The organism is Oceanobacillus sp. FSL K6-2867 (assembly GCF_037963145.1).
In the GTDB taxonomy this organism is placed as follows: Bacteria; Bacillota; Bacilli; order Bacillales; family Amphibacillaceae; genus Oceanobacillus.
In genome coordinates this window covers 2,294,817-2,318,198 of sequence record NZ_CP150144.1, presented here as the reverse complement: position 1 = coordinate 2,318,198, position 23,382 = coordinate 2,294,817, and the positions used below count along the sequence as shown (strand labels likewise).

General features: G+C 37.7%; 19 protein-coding genes. 4 read left to right on the top strand and 15 right to left on the bottom strand.

Translation table 11 applies throughout. The features are described from left to right. Positions 1–2: 2 nt before the first annotated feature. Positions 3–1,403 (bottom strand): sucrose-specific PTS transporter subunit IIBC, encoded by a 1,401-nt coding sequence (locus tag NSQ77_RS11405; protein ID WP_339226103.1) that lies wholly within the window; start codon positions 1,401–1,403, stop codon positions 3–5. Between the two features lie 137 nt (positions 1,404–1,540). Beyond that, positions 1,541–2,527, bottom strand: coding sequence for a LacI family DNA-binding transcriptional regulator (locus NSQ77_RS11400; RefSeq protein WP_339226101.1), 987 nt, complete (start codon positions 2,525–2,527; stop codon positions 1,541–1,543). Between the two features lie 248 nt (positions 2,528–2,775). Between NSQ77_RS11400 and NSQ77_RS11395 the strand changes: the two genes are divergently transcribed. Both NSQ77_RS11395 and NSQ77_RS11390 read left to right on the top strand, forming a co-directional pair. After that, positions 2,776–3,507: a LysM domain-containing protein gene (locus NSQ77_RS11395; RefSeq protein ID WP_339226100.1), complete on the top strand. Its 732-nt coding sequence runs from the start codon at positions 2,776–2,778 to the stop codon at positions 3,505–3,507. 180 nt (positions 3,508–3,687) lie between these two features. Next, a complete protein-coding gene (locus NSQ77_RS11390; RefSeq protein ID WP_339226099.1) occupies positions 3,688–4,521 on the top strand; it encodes a metallophosphoesterase in 834 nt (277 codons plus the stop codon). Positions 4,522–4,664: 143 nt separating this feature from the next. Here NSQ77_RS11390 and NSQ77_RS11385 read toward each other — a convergent pair whose 3' ends face one another. The 9 genes from NSQ77_RS11385 to NSQ77_RS11345 form a co-directional block, all read right to left on the bottom strand. Continuing rightward, entirely contained in the window at positions 4,665–5,498 is an 834-nt protein-coding gene (locus tag NSQ77_RS11385) for a carbohydrate ABC transporter permease (protein WP_339226098.1), read from the bottom strand. Positions 5,499–5,504: 6 nt separating this feature from the next. Next, positions 5,505–6,374, bottom strand: a complete 870-nt coding sequence (locus NSQ77_RS11380) for a sugar ABC transporter permease (protein ID WP_339226096.1) — start codon at positions 6,372–6,374, stop codon at positions 5,505–5,507. Then, positions 6,371–7,462: an ATP-binding cassette domain-containing protein gene (locus tag NSQ77_RS11375; protein ID WP_339226095.1), complete on the bottom strand. Its 1,092-nt coding sequence runs from the start codon at positions 7,460–7,462 to the stop codon at positions 6,371–6,373. Before NSQ77_RS11375 ends, NSQ77_RS11380 begins: the two co-directional genes overlap by 4 nt. Positions 7,463–7,535: 73 nt before the next feature. Continuing rightward, on the bottom strand, positions 7,536–8,840 hold the full coding sequence (locus NSQ77_RS11370; protein ID WP_339226094.1) for an ABC transporter substrate-binding protein: 1,305 nt from the start codon (positions 8,838–8,840) through the stop codon (positions 7,536–7,538). A 221-nt stretch (positions 8,841–9,061) separates the two neighbouring features. Then, entirely contained in the window at positions 9,062–9,868 is an 807-nt protein-coding gene (locus NSQ77_RS11365) for an HAD-IIA family hydrolase (protein WP_339226093.1), read from the bottom strand. 211 nt (positions 9,869–10,079) lie between these two features. Continuing rightward, positions 10,080–10,703: a glycerol-3-phosphate responsive antiterminator gene (locus NSQ77_RS11360; RefSeq protein ID WP_339226092.1), complete on the bottom strand. Its 624-nt coding sequence runs from the start codon at positions 10,701–10,703 to the stop codon at positions 10,080–10,082. Between the two features lie 22 nt (positions 10,704–10,725). Beyond that, on the bottom strand, positions 10,726–13,305 hold the full coding sequence (locus tag NSQ77_RS11355) for a YfhO family protein (protein ID WP_339226091.1): 2,580 nt from the start codon (positions 13,303–13,305) through the stop codon (positions 10,726–10,728). Next, positions 13,305–13,667 (bottom strand): GtrA family protein, encoded by a 363-nt coding sequence (locus tag NSQ77_RS11350; protein WP_339226090.1) that lies wholly within the window; start codon positions 13,665–13,667, stop codon positions 13,305–13,307. Before NSQ77_RS11350 ends, NSQ77_RS11355 begins: the two co-directional genes overlap by 1 nt. Beyond that, positions 13,664–14,680: a glycosyltransferase family 2 protein gene (locus NSQ77_RS11345; protein WP_339226089.1), complete on the bottom strand. Its 1,017-nt coding sequence runs from the start codon at positions 14,678–14,680 to the stop codon at positions 13,664–13,666. Before NSQ77_RS11345 ends, NSQ77_RS11350 begins: the two co-directional genes overlap by 4 nt. A gap of 476 nt (positions 14,681–15,156) precedes the next feature. Here NSQ77_RS11345 and NSQ77_RS11340 point away from each other — a divergent pair, with 476 nt between their 5' ends. Further along, the gene (locus tag NSQ77_RS11340) at positions 15,157–15,546 is read left to right on the top strand and encodes a hypothetical protein (RefSeq protein ID WP_339226088.1); all 390 of its coding nucleotides are present in this window, start codon (positions 15,157–15,159) and stop codon (positions 15,544–15,546) included. Positions 15,547–15,870: 324 nt separating this feature from the next. On the opposite strand, the gene NSQ77_RS11335 is transcribed toward NSQ77_RS11340, so the two are convergent. The 4 genes from NSQ77_RS11335 to NSQ77_RS11320 all read right to left on the bottom strand — a co-directional run bounded on the left by NSQ77_RS11335 (position 15,871) and on the right by NSQ77_RS11320 (position 22,583). Next, positions 15,871–18,228, bottom strand: coding sequence for an LPXTG cell wall anchor domain-containing protein (locus NSQ77_RS11335; RefSeq protein ID WP_339226087.1), 2,358 nt, complete (start codon positions 18,226–18,228; stop codon positions 15,871–15,873). A gap of 652 nt (positions 18,229–18,880) precedes the next feature. Next, the gene (locus tag NSQ77_RS11330; RefSeq protein ID WP_339226086.1) at positions 18,881–20,239 is read right to left on the bottom strand and encodes a cyclic 2,3-diphosphoglycerate synthase; all 1,359 of its coding nucleotides are present in this window, start codon (positions 20,237–20,239) and stop codon (positions 18,881–18,883) included. Positions 20,240–20,400: 161 nt separating this feature from the next. Beyond that, on the bottom strand, positions 20,401–21,336 hold the full coding sequence (locus NSQ77_RS11325; protein ID WP_339226085.1) for a DnaA N-terminal domain-containing protein: 936 nt from the start codon (positions 21,334–21,336) through the stop codon (positions 20,401–20,403). Positions 21,337–21,656: 320 nt separating this feature from the next. Continuing rightward, on the bottom strand, positions 21,657–22,583 hold the full coding sequence (locus NSQ77_RS11320; RefSeq protein ID WP_339226084.1) for an NADP-dependent oxidoreductase: 927 nt from the start codon (positions 22,581–22,583) through the stop codon (positions 21,657–21,659). Between the two features lie 321 nt (positions 22,584–22,904). On the opposite strand from NSQ77_RS11320, the gene NSQ77_RS11315 reads away from it, so the two are divergent. Next, the gene (locus tag NSQ77_RS11315; RefSeq protein WP_339226083.1) at positions 22,905–23,309 is read left to right on the top strand and encodes a hypothetical protein; all 405 of its coding nucleotides are present in this window, start codon (positions 22,905–22,907) and stop codon (positions 23,307–23,309) included. Positions 23,310–23,382: the final 73 nt, after the last annotated feature.

The window sequence follows — 23,382 nt, the reverse complement described above, 5'->3', positions numbered from 1 at the left end:
CCTTATGCATGTTCCTTTTGTGTATCTTTATCCGAATACCCAAACATCCAAGTCAACACGAAGGCCACTGCAATCGCTACAAGGTTAACGAGAATATAAAGGAAAAGCTGTCCATCCAAGTATAAAAGCGTACCTGGTATTACGGTAATTGCCATACCTGATCCCGCAAGACTAAGGATTGACGCAAGGAAACCCCCGGCAGCCCCACCAATTAATCCCATTACAAATGGTTTTCCATAGCGTAAGTTGACACCAAAAATGGCTGGTTCTGTTATCCCTAAGAATGCGGATAAAGATGACGGCATTGCCAACGCTTTTAGCTTCTTATGCTTTGTTTTTAAACCAACGGCTAACGCTGCACCACCTTGTGCGGCAACAGCCGAAGTAATAATAGCGTTATACGGATTATTTCCAAGGTTTTCTAACAACTGAATTTCCAACATGTTAAAAATATGATGTACCCCAGTAATAACGATAATTTGATTAAAGAAGCCAAGCAGTATTCCCGCTAAACCGAACGGCAACCCTAATACATACAAGGCAGCATCCAGAATGTAACCTTCAACCATATGGAATATCGGGCCGATAATGAATAGGGACGCAATACTCATGAGCAGTAATGTCAGAAAAGGGGTTACAATTAAATCAAATGTTTCTGGCACACGCTTACGTATCGCTTTTTCCAATTTCGCGCCGATTATACCAGCGATAAACGCAGGAAGCACGGCACCTTGATAGCCAACAACAGGAATGAATCCAAAAAACATCAGTGGCTCAGCACCAGTGGCAACCCCCCATGCATTTGGTAATGCGGGGCTAACAAGCATCAGTCCAAGTACAACTCCAATAATCGGTGTCCCGCCAAACACACGGAAGGTCGACCAAGCAATTAATGCTGGCAGAAATATAAATGCTGTATCCGTTAAAATTTCCGTATAAAGCAGAAAATTACTTGATATATCATCTGCAGTTAATCCAAAAAGAGACAAAATCTCTTCCTGCATGATAAGTCCCCGAAGCCCCATAAAAAGACCTGTTGCAACAAGAACCGGAATAATTGGAACAAACACATCTCCAAACGTACGAATTGCTCGCTGCAGCTTGTTGCCTTTCTTACCAGCCTCTTTCGATTGCTCCGATTTTGTAGACGTTTTCAAATCGAATTTAGCTATTTCCTCATAAATTCGATTTACCGTTCCAGTGCCAAAAATAACCTGATACTGTCCTGAGTTGAAAAAAGCGCCCTTTACCTTGTCAATTTCCTCCACGCTCTTCTTATCGACTTTTTCTTCATCTCGAATAATGAACCTCATTCTCGTCGCACAATGGGTAACAGATTCAATATTGTCAGAACCCCCGACAGACTTAATGAGCTCTTCTGCTATTTTTTTATTGTCAGACATAAACTTTCACGCTCCTTTTTAAATTATGGAATCGATTCCACATCGTTCACAAAATAATATGCTTATAATTAAATGATATGGAAAGAGATATGGAATCGATTCCAGACAGCATGGTATGAAATCGGTTTCCGATTTTATTATACACTCTTACGAATTATTAGTCTATAGTCCATCACTACTTTTTCTTGAAACGGTTTAGAATCAATGCTGGCTAAAATTTGTCTAGCCCCTTCCTCACCCGCTTTTTCATTTTGATAATCAACTGTCGTCAAAGATGGCTCCAGATACTGCGACATTTCCGATGCCCCGATCCCAGCAATCGCCATCTCTGTTGGAATTTCAATCCCATGCTCTTTTAGGCAGCTCATCGCTCCAATTGCCAGTCGATCCGTAACAGCAATAGTTGCAGTTGGCTTGTTCACAGCGTTTTTTAATATTTTTTCCATCGCCTCACGTCCTGAGTCAATATCAAAAATCCCTTTTTGAACCCAAGCCTTCTCGACTGCCAAACCCTGCGCAGCCATTTCATCCAAAAAGCCTTTCTTCCGAAAATACCCCACTGCCCGATCAGATTCATCCACACCAATAAAGGCAATTTTCTCATATCCTTTTTGAATAAAGAATCTCGTCAACTCTCTCGTTGCATGATAATCATCATAGGTAATGTGTATGACACCCTCTGCTTCCTGCCCAATCATGACTAATGGAATATTGATTTCCTTTATTTTTTTCATTAGCTTTGCGTCCGTATTCGTAGCAATCAAAACGATCCCATCTACTTGGCGCACCTTCAGCAAATCCAAATATTCCAGTTCTTTTTCTTTATCATGATCCGTATTTGCCAAGAAAAATTGGTAGCCATGCTTAGAGAGCTCCCTCCCCAAACCAGTCACAATTCTACTTGGTGTTTCCGTTTGAATCGTCGGCAAAATAACCCCGATAACCTTCGTCTTCTTTGTTCTCAGTGATTTTGCATGTTCACTTGGAACATATCCAGTCTCCTTGACGACCTGTTCTACTCGTTTCCTTGCATCCTCGCTTACATAGCCAGAATCATTTAACACACGGGAAACCGTAGATCTTGAAACCTTTGCCATCTCTGCAATATCTTTTATTGTTATCACTTTATATCCTCCTGGGAGAGATATAGCTTTATCCCTCTATCGTTCTGTTTTTCCTCCGCAGACTCCGGAGTTTAATGATAGTCATGAGCTGTTTTATTATACCATGATTAACGAATGTGAAGTAGGTATTGGTTCGTTAGAATATTTACCCCCCCACAAGCACCTACCCACATAATTTGAATAAACTATAATCATACCCACACCTATTTTATTAAAGTCGATTATAAACAAAGGAGTGAAAGGGTAAGATGACTAACCTTTTTTACTATACCGTTCAACCAGGTGATAATTATTGGTTGCTGGCACATCGATATCAAACAACTGCAGAAGAAATTTTTGCTGTTAATCCTGGAATAAACCCCAACTATCTGCATATCGGGCAAAAAATTTCGATACCAGTCGCACATTCGCCCAACCAGCAAGTACGACCAGATCATTGTATAAGCCAAGCAGAGGTTGATTATCGAAATGATATGCGAAGTCTTTGGGAGGAGCATGTGGCGTGGACGAGAATGGCAATTATCAGTCTTACATTTAATTTGCCAGATATCGATTTTGTCCTGACACGCCTGCTGAGAAATGCGACAGACATGGGTAATATGATTCGCCGCCTATACGGGGATGTTGTTGCGGAAACGTATGGCAACTTGATTAAAGAGCATCTTCTAATTGCGGCAGACCTAGTTAAAGCAGCATTAGCTGGTGACGAGCAAGCAGCAATGACGGCAGAGCAGAGATGGTACGCAAATGCAGATGAAATTGCTGTTTTCCTAAACAGCATTAATCCTCTTTTAACAGAAGAAGCAGTCCGCGAGATGTTTTATCACCATTTAGACTTAACAAAACAAGAAGCGGTAGCGATGATTAACAAAGACTATCAAAAAGATATCGAGGTATATGATCAAATTGAGAAACAAGCAAGACAAATGGCAGATACGATCTCCGATGCGATGGTAAAAGCTTATCCGAGTGTGTTTTAGATGTTTACAAACCATCTTAATAGAGTAAGCAGATGATATAATCCTCTTACTCTATTATTGATAATATTGTTTCAAAAACAATGCTTTCCGATTTATTTTAACCAAACTTAACAATCTATCCAATCTCCGTTAATATTCCACTGGCATAATGAAACTAATAACAATAAGGAGTGGATACATTTGAGAATTGCTTTTATTGGAGATTTACATTACCCATCTATGATCGGTAAAAACGAGAAAGTAAAAGAAGCCAGGGATGCATTTTATGCTAAATTTCTTCATACTTTTTTTGAATTAGAAGCTGATTATTATGTTTCCATTGGTGACTTAACCAACTTCGGAAAAGAAGATGAACTGCACGAAGTCTATGAAATCATTCGTAAATACGAGAAACCTTTTATTCACACATTTGGCAACCATGACTTATATGGTGTCTCAAGAGATGAAGTTCTAAACATTTCTAACAGCGAACAAAATATTTCAATTGCAACAGATAAAGTAAACATTATCTCCCTGGAAACAGCCCGGGACCACGATCATGAAGATTATGGCGGTTACATAAGCGATAAGCAATTACAATGGCTGAAAGCCGAAATTGAAGAAAGCGAAGAAAAGCTTGTAATTATCTTTGCTCACCATCCAGTATATGATACAACAGCAAATTCCAATTTTCCTTACTTATCCATTCAACCCGATATTCCTATTCTTGACGTTTTGCGTAAAAAGAAAGGAAACGGCATTTACATAAATGGCCATAATCACAAAGATTCTATTGAAACGATAGATAACTGGACATTTGTTCAAGCGAATGCTGTACTTGATGATCAAAGCATTCGCGTATTGGAAATAAATGATAACGAAATTTCGATTCAATCGTTTAATGCTGCAACTTCAGAATTAAAAAGTATGGCCCAAATTATTGGTTCTAATATTAATCATTTTCAATTGAGTCCTCTAGGTATGGGCACTACACCAAACCGTGAAATTGTAATCAAGAAAACAGTAACAGTTTAAGAAACGTGGTGGCAAGGATTCCTGCTAGGGGGCCTTGCCCTTTTTTTATAGAAAATCTCCTTTTCTGCATTAGCTTCCCAATTAACCTTTCCCCTGTAACTAAAAGAGGATGGACCACTAATGTCCACCCTCCGAATATGTATTCACTTAACTCCCGTATACGTAAATGCCCTAATAATATGGCGCTGTGCAAAGAAGAAGATAATTAAAATTGGTATAACAAGAATCACATTACCCGCCATTAAAATATTCCATGCGACGCCACCATCCACCTGCCTAAGCTGTGCAATTCCAACAGGAAGGGTACGTGCCTGTTCTGTAGTTGTCATAACAAGCGGCCAGAAATAATCGTTCCAATGCGTAATAAAATTGAATAGACCCAATGTAATTAACGTTGGTTTTGCCATTGGCACCATAATCTTCATCATAATTTTGAAGTCAGTTGAATTATCCAAACGCGCTGCCTCTAATAATTCTTCTGGAACTTGCTTAAACGTTTGCCGCAGCATGAAAATACCGAATGCGCTTGTAGCAAATGGCAAAATCAATCCCCATAAGGTATCAAGAAGTCCCCAGTCACTTAAATTTAAAAATACTGGCAGGAAAATAAGCTGAGCGGGAATCATCATGGTGACCATGACTAAGCTGAACAGCACATTTTTGAAACGAAATTCATATCTGGCAAATGCATATGCTGCAGGAATAACGGTAATAAATTGAAAGATTAAAATTCCCACCGACACAAGAACACTATTAATAAAGTATTGTAGAAATGGTCCAGAATTCCATGCCAGCTCAAAGTTTCCCCAAATCAGGCTATCTGGAATCCATTTTGGCGGGAACACCATTGTTTCTCCCAATGTTTTTAAACTCGTGGAAATCATCCAAACAAACGGCATGGCGAAGATAGCAACCATTATAATTAAACCGATTATATTTAGTATTTTTAAAGGCAAGGATGTTTTCAAAGTACGCATTCCCTTCTATTGATAGTGGACTTTTTTACTCAGAACTTTAAAATAAAGCAATGTTAAAATACTTAAAATGACTAATAAAATAACACCGGCTGCTGATGCATAGCCAATTTTAAAGAATATAAAGCCGTTTTCATATATGTAGTATACAAGCGTGTTTGTTGAATTAAGTGGTCCACCCTTTGTAATAATGCTGATCGTTTCAAAAACCTTAATGGAGTCCAAAATCCCTATAATCGTTAAGAAAAATAAGCTAGGCGATAACATCGGAAAGGTGATTTTTGCAAATCGCCGCCAGGATGGTGTGCGATCTAAGGCAGCTGCTTCATATAAATGCTTTGGAATACTTTGAAGCCCAGCTATAATAATTAACGTAAAATAACCTATGTTTTTCCAAACTGCTATAATAATCAGCGAAGGTAAAGCTGTTTTGGGGTCTGTCAGCCAAGGTACCTTTTCTAACCCGACTAAGCTTAAAATCCAATTTAATAAACCATAGTCAGCATCCATTATCCACATCCATAACATCGCAATAGATACAAGCGAAATAATGTGCGGACTGAATACAGCTCCTTGAACAAAGCTGTACATCCAGCCTTGCTTATTCAGCCAAATAGACATTAACAGTGAAATGCTAATTGAAAATAATACGGTAAAAAAGGTATACATCAGCGTGTTACGGATCACCTCGAGAAACATAGTATCTGCCAGCAATTCTTTGAAATTTCCGAGACCAACAAATGTTTTATCCGGGCTAATAAAGTTCCAATCATGAAAGCTTAAGTAAATCATATAAAAAATCGGCTGAATGAAAAATACGATAAATACGATAATGGCGGGCGCCACCAAAAGATACGGGCGCCACTTTGCTAATCTCATACGAGCACCTCTCCTCTAGTCTCCGCGATAGGACCTTCAAAAGACACTCCATCCGTACAAATCCGATTGCCTTGCGTATCAAAGTAATATAATTTCTCCATTGGAATGGTCACATGCACCTTTTCCGTATCTATTAATGGGGCTTGAAAGCTTTTTATTTGAAACTGCCCTGCATCGCTGTTTACCAAATAAAGTGTTTCAGAGCCAAGTGTTTCCATTGTAACAATCTCACATGATAGATTTATCCCAGAAGTCGCCTGCTTCTCCATTTGCATATTCGCGTGCTCTGGCCGAAAACCAATATGAGAAATTCGTCCGTCTGTAATCATGCCGCCATTTCCTTCTAACACTGATTTTGGCAGAACATTCATTGACGGGGTACCAATAAATCGGGCTACAAACTGGTTCGCTGGATTATGATACACTTCCATTGGTGCTGCCTGCTGCATAATATGGCCTTTATCTAAAATAACAATCTCATCTCCCATCGACATTGCCTCCACCTGATCATGGGTTACATAGATAAAGGTTGTTCCTAATCGTTTATGCAACTGGATTAATTCTGTTCGCATTTGGCCGCGCAATTTCGCGTCTAAGTTGGATAATGGTTCATCAAAAATAAATACATTCGGCTTTTTTACCATTGCCCGGGCTAACGCCACACGCTGACGCTGTCCACCAGATAAGTTTTGTGGCTTCTTATCCAGATATTCCGTAAGATCCACAATCTCAGCTATTTCTTCTACCATTTTTCTTCGTTCTGCTTTTGGTATTTTCATATTTTCCAAGCCAAATTCAATGTTGCCTCTGACAGACATCGTTGGATACAACGCATAGTTTTGGAAAACCATGGATATGCCTCTTTTTCCAGGTGCCACATCATTTACTAACTGATCTCCGATCCAGATTTCGCCTGCGGAAACTTCTTCTAGACCGGCGATAATTCGGAGTGTTGTCGATTTCCCGCATCCAGAAGGACCAACCAAAACCGTAAATGAGCCATCTTGGATTTCCAAATTCATATCCTCAATTACTTTTTTATTATTACCATACGCTTTCGATACATTTTTCAATTGAATTTTAGCCATGATATAACTCCTTAAAGTTAAAATTGATTCATAGGGACGTGCTGTGTAATACCACGCCCCTATGTAAAAACACTTATTTAATCACATTTGATGAACGTTCTGCTGCTTGATCTAAAACATCTGCAGCTTCCAAACTTGTATCGAGCATTAAACGCTGAATTTCTTCGACAAGAATTTTTACTACTTCAGGATATCCTTCAATCATTGGACGGGCATTCCCATATTGCAATTGATCTACTGCAACTTTAAACTGTGGTTTTTCTTCGTAGAGCTCTTGCATGGTGTCTGACTCCACCGCAGAGAGTCTGCTTGGCAAATATCCAGTATACTCACTAGCATAAGCAGTCTGTTCTGAAGCAGTCATGAATTTAATGAATTCCCATGCAGCTTGCTGCTTTTCTTCATCTAATCCAGAAGTCATTACTAAATTCGCCCCTCCAGTTGGAACACTTCGTTGTTCATTCTCTGGGAACATGATTGTTTCTAATTCGTAACCATTTTCTTCTGCTAATTGCAACATTAAGGTTAAGTCAGCTGTAGAAGAGAAATACATTCCCGCACGTCCAGTAGCAAAATCCTGTCTCGCCATATCAGCTGCTTGTAGTGGTTCTCCACCTGGAACACGCATCGATCCACTCTCTACCATTCCTTTCCATAGGTTTAGAGCCTCCACTCCTCCCTCTCCGTTAAAAACAATCTCACCATTTTCATTGACCATCTCTCCACCAGCTTGAGCAACAAATGCTTCATAGAACCAAATATCTACCGGCATGGAAATTCCTACATGTTCGTCATCTGTTAATTTTTCAGCTGCTGATTGAAAGTCTTCCCAAGTTTGGATAGATGCTGGATCAATCCCTTTTTCTTCAAACATTGTCTTATTAATATAAACAATTGGTGTACTTCTTAAGTATGGAAGGCCATAAAGCTTGTCATCCACATAGGAGTTCCCCATTAAACCAGGATTAAAGTCATCCATATCAATTTCATCTGCATCTTCTTCAACAAAGGCTGTTAAATCTTGGGTCATACCAGATTTAGCAAATGTCTCAATTGAAGCAATCTCATTTTGTGTTACTTCTGGAGCGTTACCAGCCGCAAATGCTGCCTGCGTCTTTGAATGCAGCTCATCATAGCTGCCCTGGAATTCAGCAGTAACATGAATCTCGTCCTGCATTTCATTAAATTGCTCTACCAGATTTTCATTGTTTTCTCCTATCTTATCTCCCCATGCATACCAATACGTAATTTCAATCGGGCCATCGCCTTCAGAATCTGACTCCGAGTTTCCGCTTGAACCTGTGGCCTCGTTATTACCACATGCTGCAAGTATAAGTACCATTACAGTGAACATTATTAAATAAGAAAGCTTCTTCATTTTTTCATTCCCCCATGTTTTAAATTGGAATTCTATTTACCTGGTAGAGCTATTGATTTTCCATGAATCCCTCCATTTCTATTACCAAAAAGACCCCAAAATGGATATATATGCACGCACATATACATCTGATTTTGAGGTCTCTCTAAACGCACCATGAATGTATTCACTTTACAATTATAACTATATCAAATTACTATTAACTAGATTTGAAGCGAATGTTAACTTTTATTAAAAGATAATTCAAATGCAAACAATTCACTCAGACTCTCTATCATATAATCAGGTTTGATGATCGATTGCTGAGTATCCTGTTTACTGGCCACCCCGGTCAGCACAAGACATGTAGCAAATCCGTGCGCTTGTCCAAGCATAATATCTGTTTCCAGTCTATCTCCAACAATCAAAATTCGATCAGGATTTGTCTCACTTAGCTCCAGTAATCTGTCCGCATAAAAGGGAGTTGGTTTTCCAATAATCTGATCAATCGCTCGGCCACCAGCAACCTCAATTGCTTTTGCAAAGGACATCGTATCAGGTATATATCCATCAGGGACAGGACAAAAAGGATCTGGATTTATCACAATAAGCTTAGCCCCTTGATAGATGGCGTTCATTGCATGCTGGATTTTATCATAGGAAAAATTTCGATCATGGCCAACTAAAATATGGGTTGCCTTATTTGCATCATCCGTTGTTTCAACATATTGCCGATGCAGCTCTTTTTTCACTTGATCATCACCAACAACGTAAACCCGCGCTGCTGCATGCTGCTCCCTAAAATATAGCCCTGTCAAATAAAGTGCAGTAACTACTTCTTCCAGTTGAATAGTGAGACCAAACTTTTCTAATCGTTCCTTACATTCCTCTCTTGATAAACTGGAGGAATTCGTGATAAAACGAACCTTCTTTCCCTTGCTTCTTATGTAGTCGAGTGTCTCAACTACTCCGGGTAATAATGTATCCCCAACATAAATCGTACCGTCTAAATCAAAGCTATATACATCATAATCCTCAACTGTAATCACATGTTCTCTCCTTTTTGGTTTTTAATGAAGAAGTTTGGCTTGGTTCATAACACCTCCATAAAAAAGAGACCACAAATAATTTAAATGCTTCAGACAGCATTCAATATTTGTGGTCTCTCTATATTTGCACCAATGAGCTATTCACTTCACACTTAATTGTAAAGTATAAATACTAAATCATTGTGAAGATGAAGTTAAGTTTGCGTATAGTTTACAATTGGCAGGTTTCCCTCTTACCTCCAATCTCCAGCTGATTCAAGTCTAGCTTCCACATTTCAGGGTTAGACGTTGATACAGCAGCAGCTCCATGCTCAAATGCACTTTTCGCATGTTCTGGCAATGACAAAAGCCCCCCAGTTATGATAGGAACAGGTGATATTTTAGATAATTTTTCAATAAAGTCCGGTGCCCTGCTTGGCATTATTTCAATTATATCAGCTTGAATATTACGAGGGTCCTGGACAAGATGAAGGTACACATCGGTATCAATTAGAAAAACACGCTGAACAACGAATAACCCCGCCTTTTTGGCTCGTTTAATAATTCCCTGATTCGTTGAAACAATTGCCGCTGGCCTTACATATTTTTTCACAAAGTCGATTCCATCCTTGTCCATTTCAAGACCGCCTATTCGTTCTACATGTAAAATAACGGGGAGTCCGTTTTTTTGAAGAAAATCGACATACCGCTTCACGGTTAAAATCGTACCTGTCATTAATAATGCAGCGCCTAAATTATGCTTGTATTTTACTACTTTTTCTATATACCTTGGCTCTTTTAAGGCAGCAACCATTTTTTTCTTTTGTAAGTTCTCCAGTAAAATATTTTCATTCATATGTGTCGAATATCCTCCTTCATCATTCCTGTTTCCCCTTCTCTCTATAAAGAAGAAAGCCAAGCATTCCAATCCCCCAAACAGTCAAACCAGCTGCCAAGCCAAAATATGGAGGATAGTAGGTCATTTGAATTTCATTAACGCCATCTTCTAATGGAATGCCGATAAACGCATAATTAACTTTTTCAATTGGCACCTTCTCCCCATTTACTTTCAAGCTCCAGCCCTTCTCATATGGAATAGGAGTTACAATCATTTCGTCCGTCTCTTCGCTGATAACCTTCCCTTCCACAAGGCCATTTTCCCATTTTAAAGGCAAGACTTCTTTCTCTTTATATTGTTCATAAACGTCACGCAGCACCGTATAATCCTCATGGAAAATCTGCAAATCCTTCAAATTGTAATTTCCTTTTGGAAGCTTTAATTTAATCGTATCATCCGCTTCAATCCGAACAGTGAGGTCATTCATATTTGTCCGATAAATGGAATCGAACTCTTTCCTTAACGTCTGGTAGTCATTTATCTCAAGCAAAAATTCATCCTGCTTCCGAATTCCATCCATATAAAAGGATACATATAGATCGCCATGACTCATTGGGTGATCCATTAAAATCTCCAGTCCTCCACCATCTTCTTCTACACGAAGCTTCTCACCACCATACGTTGCTTTTACTTCTTCAATCGAGTAATCATAAATCTCCACAGCCTCTAATTGCTCATCTATATTAATATCGCCCTCTTCCACAATTACTCCTGAGAGCATCGCATGCTCCCGTGTTAATACAGGCTTTTGCAGCAATTCATTTGCATCATACCTTACATTCGTTTTCCGAAAAGAGGGGAGCAGCAATTGATTTTCGTAAGCAGCGTAATGCTCACCCTCCAGCAATGGCGTAAATCCATATGGCTTCGTTTTTGTTTCCTTTTCTCGCATATAGAATTGTCCATCAAGCAGACTCATAAGATTAGCCCTGTCACCCAGCGTTGCATATCTGCTTACACTTTCCCGGTCCATACTAATCTCGGCATCGTTATAATAGAAAAACAGCAGATTATTATTTAATATGCTCGAATACACGCTCATTCCATCATAGTCCTGTACGATTGGTGTATTGTTGCGCATTGGCACCATCCAGTCAATCCGACTATGCTCGGTATCTTTATTTCTCTTCATTTCTTCAATGAGCTGTCGCTGCTCTGAAGAGTTATAAATGTCCGAGTTGAGCAAAACGGATTCATTTGCCAGCTCCCCATCCTTTGGGGGATTCATTAATCGCACTGCTTGAAATATATTTGCAGAAATTCCCATAACTAGGATAATACTAATAAAAAGCGTCTTTTTATTCCTTCGTAAAAGAAAAATAATAATAAAAGAAACAGATGCAATCGGGATAACCCAATCAAACGTTTGATCAAATGAATATCCATCATATTCGATAAATCCAATAGACAAAAGAATATAAGCAACAGCACCAATCAAAACATCTTTTCCTCTTACTTCCTTAATATGCTGGAAAACAAACGCTGCTACTCCCCCGAACGCGAGACAGACAATATATTCCCAGCGATTCTGTGGTGCCGAAAAGCCGTTAAACATACTTCCAACATAAGGTACAAAATGCAGCAACGTTCCCATTAGGGAAATAACAGCAAAGAAACGGAAAACAGGATATTTATAAAAACGGATAAAGCAAACCATCATTACAACAAAGACTGGCAAAAAGAGCACTCGGCTGTTAAGCAAAATATTATCAGTGAAGTTCAGCAGCGGAATGACATCCGTAAATTCAGGCCGATAATTATCCAAGTAGGCAATCACACTTGGAATAAACGCGAATGCACCAATCAGAAATCCAATCATCCCCAAATAACAATATTGGGCAATTTGCTTTACTGGACGTTCTTCATGTCTATCGAACCTGATTATCAATCGAAGCAAAATATAAAAAAATGCTAAAAGGAAATTCACGTAGGCAAAATAGAAATTGGTAATTAAATTTGCCGCCACACCAACTGCAAAAACTCCTTTGGATTCTTTCTTAATTATTTTTTCGACACCGATTAGCAATAAAATCAACCAAAACATCGCGTCAGTAAAGAAATCCCAATACATGGCATGTCTAAAGTACAGGACATTTGCTGCATAAACAATAGCGCCTAAAAATGCAGCAGCAGACCGAAAGTTTATTTTTTTAAAATAGACGGTTGTTATAACAATGATTGCTGCAAGTTTTGCAATACTCATTGGTAAAATTGCTGATGCCCAAAATGCTAAATCCGGGTGATCGATAATATGTAACGTTTCCAGTATAAAAATGAAAGCTATATGAAAAATGAAGATGATATTAGTCGTGTAATAATAGCTGAGCTGGGAGAAAAATCCGCCCCCAAGGCCAAACGAATCTGAATAAAAGAAATTGCCGCTCGTATATTCATTATAAATAAATTTTTTAAAAGGAAGCATCTGGGAAAGCCCATCATTATAGCCGGTCATAAGAATGCCTTCTTCTTTTTGAACGATAAAAAACAAATGACAAACGATGGAAACAACTAAAGCAACGAAGACAATAATTATCCATTGCTTCCTATTTTGTTTTTGCATTAATGTAAGATTCTCCTCGTCACGAAAAATGTAACTGGTACTGTAAAAACAACTGCGAAAATTGGTGCGAATGTACTTGAAATATTCCAAAGCTCAACAAAAATAAGGAGTAAGCCTCCTTGTACACCGATATTAACAACCTGGGTTAGCGGGAACATCAAAAATGATTTTAATGACGGCTTTACTTTATATGTAAAATAGACGTTCAAGAAATAGGATATGTACATACTGATAAAAGTTGCCGTAATATGACTTGATAAATAATACAGCCCTATGATCTGCATTAAACATAAATAGATAACATAATAATTGAGGGTATTCAGTACACCAACAAAGACAAAACAAATAAATTCTTTATTCATGAGCTTACTTTCTCTTGTTCCTGTTTTTCTGATAACCCCCATGTTCGTTGTGATGGCATTATAGATCTTACTTCTAAATCGGACCTCATTGCATTGCTTTCATCAATAATATAATGCGGGCGTTTTTTCGTTTCATTGTATATCCGGCCAATATACTCCCCGATAATTCCTAAACAGAATAATTGAACACCGCCAAGAAACAGAACGGCAGAAATCGTTGTAAAATATCCCGGCACCTCAACACCATTCCATATTATAGAAACAAACATTATAAGAATATAAATAAATGAGATTAAAATAGTAAATAGTCCTAAATAACAGCACAATCTTAAAGGTTTTGTATTAAATGAAAGCATTCCATCCAGAGCATATGTAATGAGTGAAGACATCTTCCACTTGCTTTCCCCTTTTTTTCGGATTACATTTTCATACGTTACAGTAGTTTGCGATAAGCCGATCCATGAATAAAGACCCTTTGAAAATCGATTCCCCTCACTTAACTTCAAAAGTGCATCTACCGCTTTTCTGCTTAACAAACGGAAGTCTCCTTCCCCGTCCTGAAGATTGACTGCACTCCACTTATTCATCATCTGGTAGAAGCTTCCCGTGAGGAGCTGACTAAACCTTGACTCGCCTTTGCGATCACGCTTTGCAATTACCTGATGGTAGCCTTCCTCATGTCCTTTTATTAAAGAAGAAATCAAATGCGGCGGATGCTGTAAATCAGTATCCATAATAATGACAGCATCCCCCCTGGCATGCTCGAGCCCAGCATACATTGCAGCCTCTTTACCAAAGTTCCGGGAGAAAGAAACATAGCGTACATTATCAGCATAGCATGTAAGGTCTTTAATTTTTTCCAGCGTGTCATCCGTACTGCCATCATCAATAAATAAAATCTCAAAGGAGTAACATAAACTCTTCGTTTCTAAGGACAACTGGTCATATAATTCATAAATATTTTCATCCTCATTATACGCAGGAAGTAAAAATGTAATTAACGGCTTTCCCATCACTTTACAAACCCCCTTTAGGATTGGATTCCCATCCAACATACTTTATCTTCAAATTGTACAGGATAATTATTGAGGAAATATATAATTAGTTTAAATTATTTGTAAATACCCTTAAATGAACAGAGTTTACGTAATCATGCTATCTTATAGAGTTTTTTAGTTGGATAGATATCTTTAATCCGCGCACCGAATTCATTTGTTCTACCTTTTACCCCATAAGAAAAAAACCGTAAACCCCGGTTCTTTTTATGACCCTCTTCCATCAATTAACAAATAACCAACCTTATCGCGAACATAAAGTTCACTAGATTTTTAATCAATAATGCACCTATTAAACTAAGTTTACAATTCTACTGTCAAGCAATGTTAATTAACTGTTTGAAATTACAAAAGGTTAATATAGATATTTTCTTTTCGTGTTAATATAATGTAAAACAGTATCTTAACCATTATTAGGAAGGGAAGTTATCAAAGTGCAGCGAAAAATCCGTGTTTCTGAAAAGTTCTTGATTGCTGGGTATAGCTTGATTTTACTTTTTATGTTCGTTCAAGATTGGATTCCTTTAGGATCATTAAATGATATTGAAGCAATCGCGCAAGAGAACTCTAAGAGTGAATTGATTGCTGTCACGTTGATTGGTGTAGTGCAAATTGTTATTTTAATGGTTCTCATCCTATGTTTTATTGGAAAAAGATATCCAATCTGGGCAAAGCTTTGGCTCATCATTCATCCTTCATGTATCTTTGCTGGGGTACTAATGGCTTGGTGGATACCATATTTCTTTGGGTTTGGTGCGGAGGAAAAGGTGGAAAGATATCAGACCATGTTCGGTTCGGAAACACGCATTCCTTTTTACCTGTAATGAATGGAATTGTTCCAAATACACTACATACAATATTCCATGTGACACTTTTTCTTTGCATTCTACTGATGGTTTATATCAGTTTTACAGACCAAAAGCGCACGATTCCTTAAGTTTTAACTCCTTTTTGAACAATGGGTATACACGTCAAATACCAAGTATTTTTTGTATACTTCAGATAAACCTTCCATACTTTCATTCAAATATGAATGGATTTGTATAGTAGACTGTTTCCGTTATTAGTAAGATTGTAAATCAACCTTCGTCCACGCAAAAAACTGCACCTCATGGAGATGCAGTTTTTGGTAATTAATGAACCATTTATTATTCAGCTATCTTCTTCTTTCTAAACAGCATAAGTGCTAAGCCAGCTACAGTGAAAATCATTCCAATTAAAAGCATGGAATACATATTTGTAGCTGTATCTGGTAATACAGATCCTTTGGTATTATCTTGAGAGTTATTGTCGTTATTTACATTTTGGCCGGCAGTTTGTTGGTCATCTTCATTATTTCCAGCAGACGGGTTGTTTCCATTATTTTGGTCGTTATTTCCACCGGTTGAGTCATCACCATCATTTTGGTCACTGTCCCCACCAGTTTGGTCATCATCATCATTTTGGTCGTTGTCTCCACCAGTTTGATCATCACCATCATTTTGGTCGTTGTCTCCACCAGTTTGATCATCACCATCATTTTGGTCGTTGTCTCCACCAGTTTGATCATCACCATCATTTTGGTCGTTGTCTCCACCAGTTTGATCATCACCATCATTTTGGTCGTTGTCTCCACCAGTTTGATCATCACCATCATTTTGGTTATCGTCTCCTGGATTTTCGTTATCATCGCCTGGCTCTTCAGGGTTTTCCCCATCGTCTCCTTCATAGGAAACAATTTCAAATGGCACATCAATTTCACGTACTACTTCAACACCATCTTGATAAAGCGTTACAATGACCTCTAACCCTTCTAAGCTTTCAAGAGATTGGCTGCTTTCTCCAAAGGCCGTGAAAAATCCTTCATATCCACTGATGCCATTCACTGTATCTAAATTAATTGTAGCCGTATTTCCATCCCAATTTAAATCAAGATCACTGCTAAAGCCACCTTCACTATTAAGAAAGTCCTGCAAGGAATCAGGAATAGAACCTTGACTATAGGAATCTGGTTCATGAATTGTAATCCCATCCGGGACATTAAATTCAATTTTCACTTCATCAATATTATCGAAAGTTAAGTTTAGCGCAGTGAAGCCAAAACGCAAACCAAATTGATTTGCCTCAAGTCCTGGGAAATCTCTAACAAGCTGACTTTCAGCACTGAAATCCCATGTTTCACTCATTTCTGAAAAATCAATGCGTACGGATCCTTCAAATTGACCGAGTGGGTGATACGTACCATCACTGTGAAAACGATATACATTAGTCGTTGATGCTTCAATAACTTCAGATGATTTTCCTAATACCGGAATTTGATAGTGCAATTCACCATCTTCACCTGACTCCATATTTGGCAGCTTTACTGCTACTTCCTGTGATCCATCTTCTAACTGAAGTACTTCAATATCCTCTGAAATATCTTCACTTTCAATAAGCCCAACACCTTCTGGAAGTTTAAATCCTGCATAAATATCTGTAATATCTGATTCTGAGTTATTGGTTGCTTTAATAGTCAAATCAACCGTATAGTTACGTTTTTCTGTATCATATACAGCTTTACCTTCAATAGATCCATCGATATCAAGCTCAGGTTCTCCTTGCATCACAGAAAAATCTACATTTCGTTGGCTTTTTATTTGCCCCAGATTTTCAAATGTCATTTCATCGACATTCACGTTTAATAGATAAAGGTTTTCGTTAGGATTATTGTCATTTGGTTCACCCATCAAAGGAATTTTAGGATAAACATATTTGCTATCCGGGAATTCCGAAACATCAGGTATTCTGATTGCAATGCCGCTTTTTCCATATGGAAGATAGACTTGTGCAACACCGCTTGGCACTTCCTTCACATCAGGAAGATAGACACCATCTGGCAGTGCAAACGCTACCCATTTTTGATCTAATACTTGACTACTGGAGTAATTACTTAAACCTGCTTGTAAATCTAGCACATAGTAGCCTTTATTGAAATCATACGTAATTTCACCATTTGCAGCACCATGAATCTTAGTAAGATCCAAATCCTCATCGGATTGCTCTAAATCTTCAGCTTCGTCAGCAGGATCCTCTTCTTCTGTTTCCACAGTTGCTTCGTCTTCTCCAGCATCTGTTTCCACATCTGCATCTGCTGCATTACTATCAGCTTGTTCTTCACTCGCTTCTGCTTCTGAAGTTTCCTCTACAGCAGCATCTGATGGAGTTTCTTTAATATCCTGCTCACTTTCCACTATGGATTCTTCTGGTGCTATTTGTTCAGCATCCTGTTCGTCTTCCGTTACGGCTTCCTCTGCTAATTCTTCTAAATCAGCACTTTCTGCCGGTTCTTCTTTATTGCTCTCGTTTGCTTCTGTAACGGCATTATCCTCTTCGTTGTCAGATTGCAAATCTGCAATGTCTGTTTGCGTTTCTGTCATGTCAATTTGGTCACTATCTTGCTGTTCGGTATTATCAGCTGCTAATACAGCAGTCGGATACAGAACCAGCATGAGAGATAGACCTAACAGTGACAATCTCTTCAACATAAAACCACTCCTATTTTGTTTTTTCATCTAATACAACAGAACCTTGCTGTTTAGCGTAATCGCTGAAACGAAGCATATCATATTAATCATTACTTTTTTCGTGTTGTAGTAGTTACCAAAATAGGTATTAAGATATTAAGTATGTATGTAGATAATGATTATGATTAATTAGTAAATCAGTACCATCTTCTATTGACCTACAAAGCTAACAGCTGAAGAACTGCCTGCTTAGATGAGTTTGCATGAATACGAATAAGAGTATATCCAAGAAGATTAATAGAGACAACGGCTTTTATTCCTAGGAAATAACTTCCACATTAATAACAAATTATGGTAAAACTATGTTTTCACATTGAAATAAGTTACTTTTTACCCACGTCTTTTAGTGTTATTCTTTTACCTCATACAAGTTACTGAATAGGTCATTCGATTCAAATATTATAATGTTTACAATATATTAATATTTCTCTCTGGCCATCAGTTCTTTAGATTGATAGTATTTGCCTAATCATACAAAAAAACTTGAGTTTACTTAAACTCAAGTTTTTTACGAACGTGAACTCTCTCACTCTATTTTTTCCCTATCTTGATATTCCGGAATCAATAATAGAGAAAACTAATGATTCTTTTATTCATAATTAGTTAGTCTTTTTCACACTGTTTGTTTCACACTAGCCAACTTATGCTCTTCAACAAAGCCTTTTAATACTTCATTCAAATTCGGACCTTCCACTTCGTCCAAATCATAATATACACGAGTAGACGGCTTGTTAATGGAAATAACTCGTGTTAAATCGATTGGTGTTCCAATAATCACAGCATCACAGTCAGCATTATTAATCGTTTCTTCCAGATCCTTTAATTGCTGGTCACCATACCCCATCGCCGGAAGCACGTTTTCAACATGCTGGTATTTTTTAAATGTTTCCTTTAATGTACCAACTGCAAACGGTCGCGGATCAATGATTTCAGCAGCACTTAAACGCTCTGCTGCAACTGAACCTGCACCAAGCTTCATCTCTCCATGAGTTAGTGTCGGTCCGTCTTCAACGACCAGCACACGTTTTCCAGCAATAAGTTCTGGTTTATCCACCGTAATCGTGGATTCAGCTTTAATAATTGTACTGTTTGGACTTGCAGCTTTGATGTTATTTTCCACGATTTGAACAGCTTCTTCTGCAGCACTATCCACCTTGTTAATAATGGACACATCTGAAGTTCGCAGACACACTTCACCAGGATAATATTTCAGCTCATGACCAGGACGATGCGGGTCCAAGACTGTAACAGCTAAATCAGGCTCGAAAAAGGAAAAGTCGTTATTCCCTCCATCCCATAAAATCACGTCACAACCATCAGGATCATTTTCTGCTGCTTCTAAAATTTCTGCATAATCAACGCCAGCATACACGATGTTTCCACGTGAAACATGTGGCTCATATTCTTCCATTTCTTCAATTGTGCAATGATGTCTTTTTAAGTCTTCAACAGTTGCAAAACGCTGTACACGCTGGGCATTCAAATCCCCGTAAGGCATTGGATGTCTCACTGCGATGACCTTTAAGTCCTGCTCTAACAATGTTTCAATAATTTTCCGCGATGTTTGGCTTTTTCCCGTTCCAGTTCGTACAGCACAAACAGAAATAACTGGCTTTTTGCTTTTTAACATTGTGTTATTTGGACCGAGTAGCTTGAAATCGGCACCTGCTGCATTCACGATCGCTCCGATGCCCATTACTTCTTCGTAACTAATATCGCTAAATGCAAAAACACATTCATTCACGTCTAACTCTTTAATCAATGCTGGCAATTGATCCTGTGAATAAATTGGAATTCCATTTGGATACAGTTTGCCCGCCAATTCACTTGGATACTTTCGCCCATCAATATCTGGAATTTGCGCTGCTGTAAAAGCAACAACGTTATATGCTTCATTATCACGATAATACGTATTAAAATTATGAAAATCTCTTCCGGCCGCACCTATAATAATTATATTCTTTCTTTCCATAGCAATCTCTCCTATAATTACATCAAGTTGTTATAATTATAACTAAAAATGAATATTTATACAATGGTGTTTTTAAAAATAATTAGATAATTTTTTACTGCAATTGAAAAGTCCCCTCACAAGAAAGAGTGATTTCTATGAGGGGACTTGCATTTATATTTCTAAGACATTAAACTTTTTTCTAATTCACGAACTCTAGCTTCTAATTTTTCAATTCTCTTTTGCAATTTATTCACAATAGGATCGTGCGCGGAGTTATTGTTATTCATATAAGTCAGATGCGTATATGTGTATTCCTCTTTATTTTGAAGATCAAAGTAGCTAAAAGTATAGGTTTTACCGGTGATTTCGTTCACTACCTCAGCTATTAATTCTTCATATGTCTCCGCAAGTTTATTTGCTGTGGCCCAATTAGGGGTTATGACTTGAATCGTATCATTTTCGATTTGTATCATTGTATTTGAAAACCACGCATCAACATCTAATTTAAGTATCTTTTTACGAAGTTTGCTTATTACCTTATCCCAGAGCTCAAACCCATCCCCTTCGCCCTTTACTACTTCGGGAGGAGAGGTGAACTTGATAGTATATTGTTTTCCAGTTACTTCTTCAACTGTTTCGGATATTAATGTATGAGCCTTGTGCTCAAGCCATTTCCTAGCAAATGAAGTTCCTGCATGCACCGTAATGGTTTCACTTTCCACTTCAATCGTTGTATTTGAAAACCAGGTATCATAACTTTGCAGACGTACCTTATTAGTAATTCTGTTTAGCACCTCTAACCAGAGTTCAAATGGCTCAAGTTCTCTTTCTCGCTTTGAAAAAGAAGTTTCAGCCCAAGAGCTATTGGCAAGATCGGTAACTTTATCAATGCAAGCATATTCAAATTTATATAATTTTCCTGTTACGGCCTCAACAATTTCAGAAATTAAATCATTATACTGTGTTTCAATCCAGTCTCTCCCAAACTCATTTGGTGCATATACGGTAATGGTGTCATCTTTCATTTCAATCGAAGTCTTTTTAAACCATGTGTCAAAACTAGGCTTTGAGATTCTTTCTTTAATTATATCTAATACCTCTGACCAAATTCCCACTGAGCAGCATCCCCTTATCATGTATTCTTCTTGATTTATAGTATATTTATTTTACCATCTGCCTAGGGAATTTGTTATACATATTATAAGGTCACCTCATAAGCTTCTGCCTCTATCTATAGCCTTAGGAAAGCATAATAATTTTTACCATATGAATAAGTTTTTAATGAGTAGCGTGACAAATTATATGTAAATTAAATAAGGTATTCCATAGAATTGGTCGGGCTTGATGCCATACCCGCTAAATCTATGAAGTACCTTATCTCTTTTTGGGTCCCAATCAATCTCACAAACTATTTCACAATATCTTCAGTCGTCTTTTATTTCGCTTTTATCACAATTTTTCCAGCTGCATGTCCTGATACGCTTAATTTATAAGCCTTCTGTACACCGTCTTGGGTAAATGGATAGACTTCATCGATGACAGCCTTCAACTCTCCACGCTCTATTTGATCGGCGAATTTTTTTAATTGGTCTGTATTTATTTCATAGATAACTCGATCAATAGTTATATTTCTTTCTGCAGCTTTGTCATCTGATATAGGAGCTGCTGGCGTTAATGCCCGACCACCTTCAACTACAGCAGGTAATGTTTCAGTACCCTGACCTGCTGTGTCAATTAACATATCAGCTTTATTTTTATAAGCTGTCGGTACATCTTCTTCTTTATAATTAACAACTTGATCTGCTCCAAGTGATTCAAGCAGTTCTTTATTTCTGCTAGTTGTAGCAATAACATGTGCTCCCTTTTGTTTAGCAAACTGCACTGTGTATGTTCCTACACCACCAGAACCACCTTGCACAAAAACAGTTTCTCCTTCTTTTACTTGAAATGATTCTTTATTAACCAGTTGATATGCAGTTAGTGCTGCGATACCTAAGGCTGAAGCATCTTCGAAAGAAACCTTTTCCGGCTTTTTTATTACATATTTTTCAGGAATAGATACAAACTCCGCAAGTCCACCGCCACGATTTAACTTATAGGAAATAAATACTTCATCGCCTTTAGAGAAATTGGAAACATTTTCACCAACTTCAGAAACAACTCCAGAAATATCCGTACCTAAAATCATAGGGGACTTTAATTTGAACGGCATCTGCCCCTTACGTATTGCACTATCAACTGGGTTAATGGAGAGAGCATGAACTTCAATCAACACATCATCTGCATTTACTTTTGGTTTATCTACTTCGCTTTCCACAAAATCTTCTATAGCACCAGTTTCTTTCACAACGATAGCTTTCATGAAATACACCCTTTCAGCTTTAAATTTATGTCAATGTTACGGTATGAAATGGAGTATTTCAAATGTTTCAACTTCTCATATTGTATTTATTAAAGTAACGAAAACTGTATTCATCTATAAGTTGTGCCAGCATATAAGTATATCTGGAAAAAGTATTTATGTAAGTTGGTACATAGGTCTTTAATATCCGTATAGTATACATTTTAATACTATGTGACTATAAAGTCCGTACTATACTTTATAAAAAAAGAAGATATACTAGTAACTAGTACTACTGATTAAATATTAAATATTATCAAATAATTTATAGGAGTGATATTCATGACGACTGTAGCAATTTCTAAAAAACCAGGAATTCAAATCTTTAAGGCAGCAGAATTAAGTAAGACTTTTCCAAAGCTAGATGTAGGTACAATCCTTGGAGTATCAGGGGTAAAGAGTGAAATTGTAGATGTACCTGTATCCGAATCATTAAATCCACTTACAATTGGTTTCTTCTCAATGAAGCCAGGAGAATCATTTGATTTCGTATACGATGTGGTGGAATATAAAGTTGTAACAAAAGGTAAGTTTGTAATTCGTGACCAAGAAGGCAATCGTTATGTAGCCGAAGCTGGAGATGTAATCCTTTTCACACCAGATTTCCCAGTTGTATTTGACGGGGAAAGTGATGGAGAGGCAATCTATTCAAAACATGCTGCTCCTAATCCAGCTATGACAAACTAATAGAAATAATTCTTAGAAATTTATGTTTAATATTTAATTAAGTAGCTTATTTTAATTCACCTTCTTTAAAGCT

Coding starts and splice junctions, on each gene's coding strand:
- NSQ77_RS11405 (WP_339226103.1), bottom strand. CDS start 1,403: ATGTCTGACAATAAAAAAATAGCAGAAGAGCTCATTAAGTCTGTCGGG.
- NSQ77_RS11395 (WP_339226100.1), top strand. CDS start 2,776: ATGACTAACCTTTTTTACTATACCGTTCAACCAGGTGATAATTATTGG.
- NSQ77_RS11385 (WP_339226098.1), bottom strand. CDS start 5,498: ATGCGTACTTTGAAAACATCCTTGCCTTTAAAAATACTAAATATAATC.
- NSQ77_RS11380 (WP_339226096.1), bottom strand. CDS start 6,374: ATGAGATTAGCAAAGTGGCGCCCGTATCTTTTGGTGGCGCCCGCCATT.
- NSQ77_RS11375 (WP_339226095.1), bottom strand. CDS start 7,462: ATGGCTAAAATTCAATTGAAAAATGTATCGAAAGCGTATGGTAATAAT.
- NSQ77_RS11370 (WP_339226094.1), bottom strand. CDS start 8,840: ATGAAGAAGCTTTCTTATTTAATAATGTTCACTGTAATGGTACTTATA.
- NSQ77_RS11360 (WP_339226092.1), bottom strand. CDS start 10,703: ATGAATGAAAATATTTTACTGGAGAACTTACAAAAGAAAAAAATGGTT.
- NSQ77_RS11355 (WP_339226091.1), bottom strand. CDS start 13,305: ATGCAAAAACAAAATAGGAAGCAATGGATAATTATTGTCTTCGTTGCT.
- NSQ77_RS11350 (WP_339226090.1), bottom strand. CDS start 13,667: ATGAATAAAGAATTTATTTGTTTTGTCTTTGTTGGTGTACTGAATACC.
- NSQ77_RS11345 (WP_339226089.1), bottom strand. CDS start 14,680: ATGGGAAAGCCGTTAATTACATTTTTACTTCCTGCGTATAATGAGGAT.
- NSQ77_RS11335 (WP_339226087.1), bottom strand. CDS start 18,228: ATGTTGAAGAGATTGTCACTGTTAGGTCTATCTCTCATGCTGGTTCTG.
- NSQ77_RS11330 (WP_339226086.1), bottom strand. CDS start 20,239: ATGGAAAGAAAGAATATAATTATTATAGGTGCGGCCGGAAGAGATTTT.
- NSQ77_RS11320 (WP_339226084.1), bottom strand. CDS start 22,583: ATGAAAGCTATCGTTGTGAAAGAAACTGGTGCTATAGAAGATTTTGTG.
- NSQ77_RS11315 (WP_339226083.1), top strand. CDS start 22,905: ATGACGACTGTAGCAATTTCTAAAAAACCAGGAATTCAAATCTTTAAG.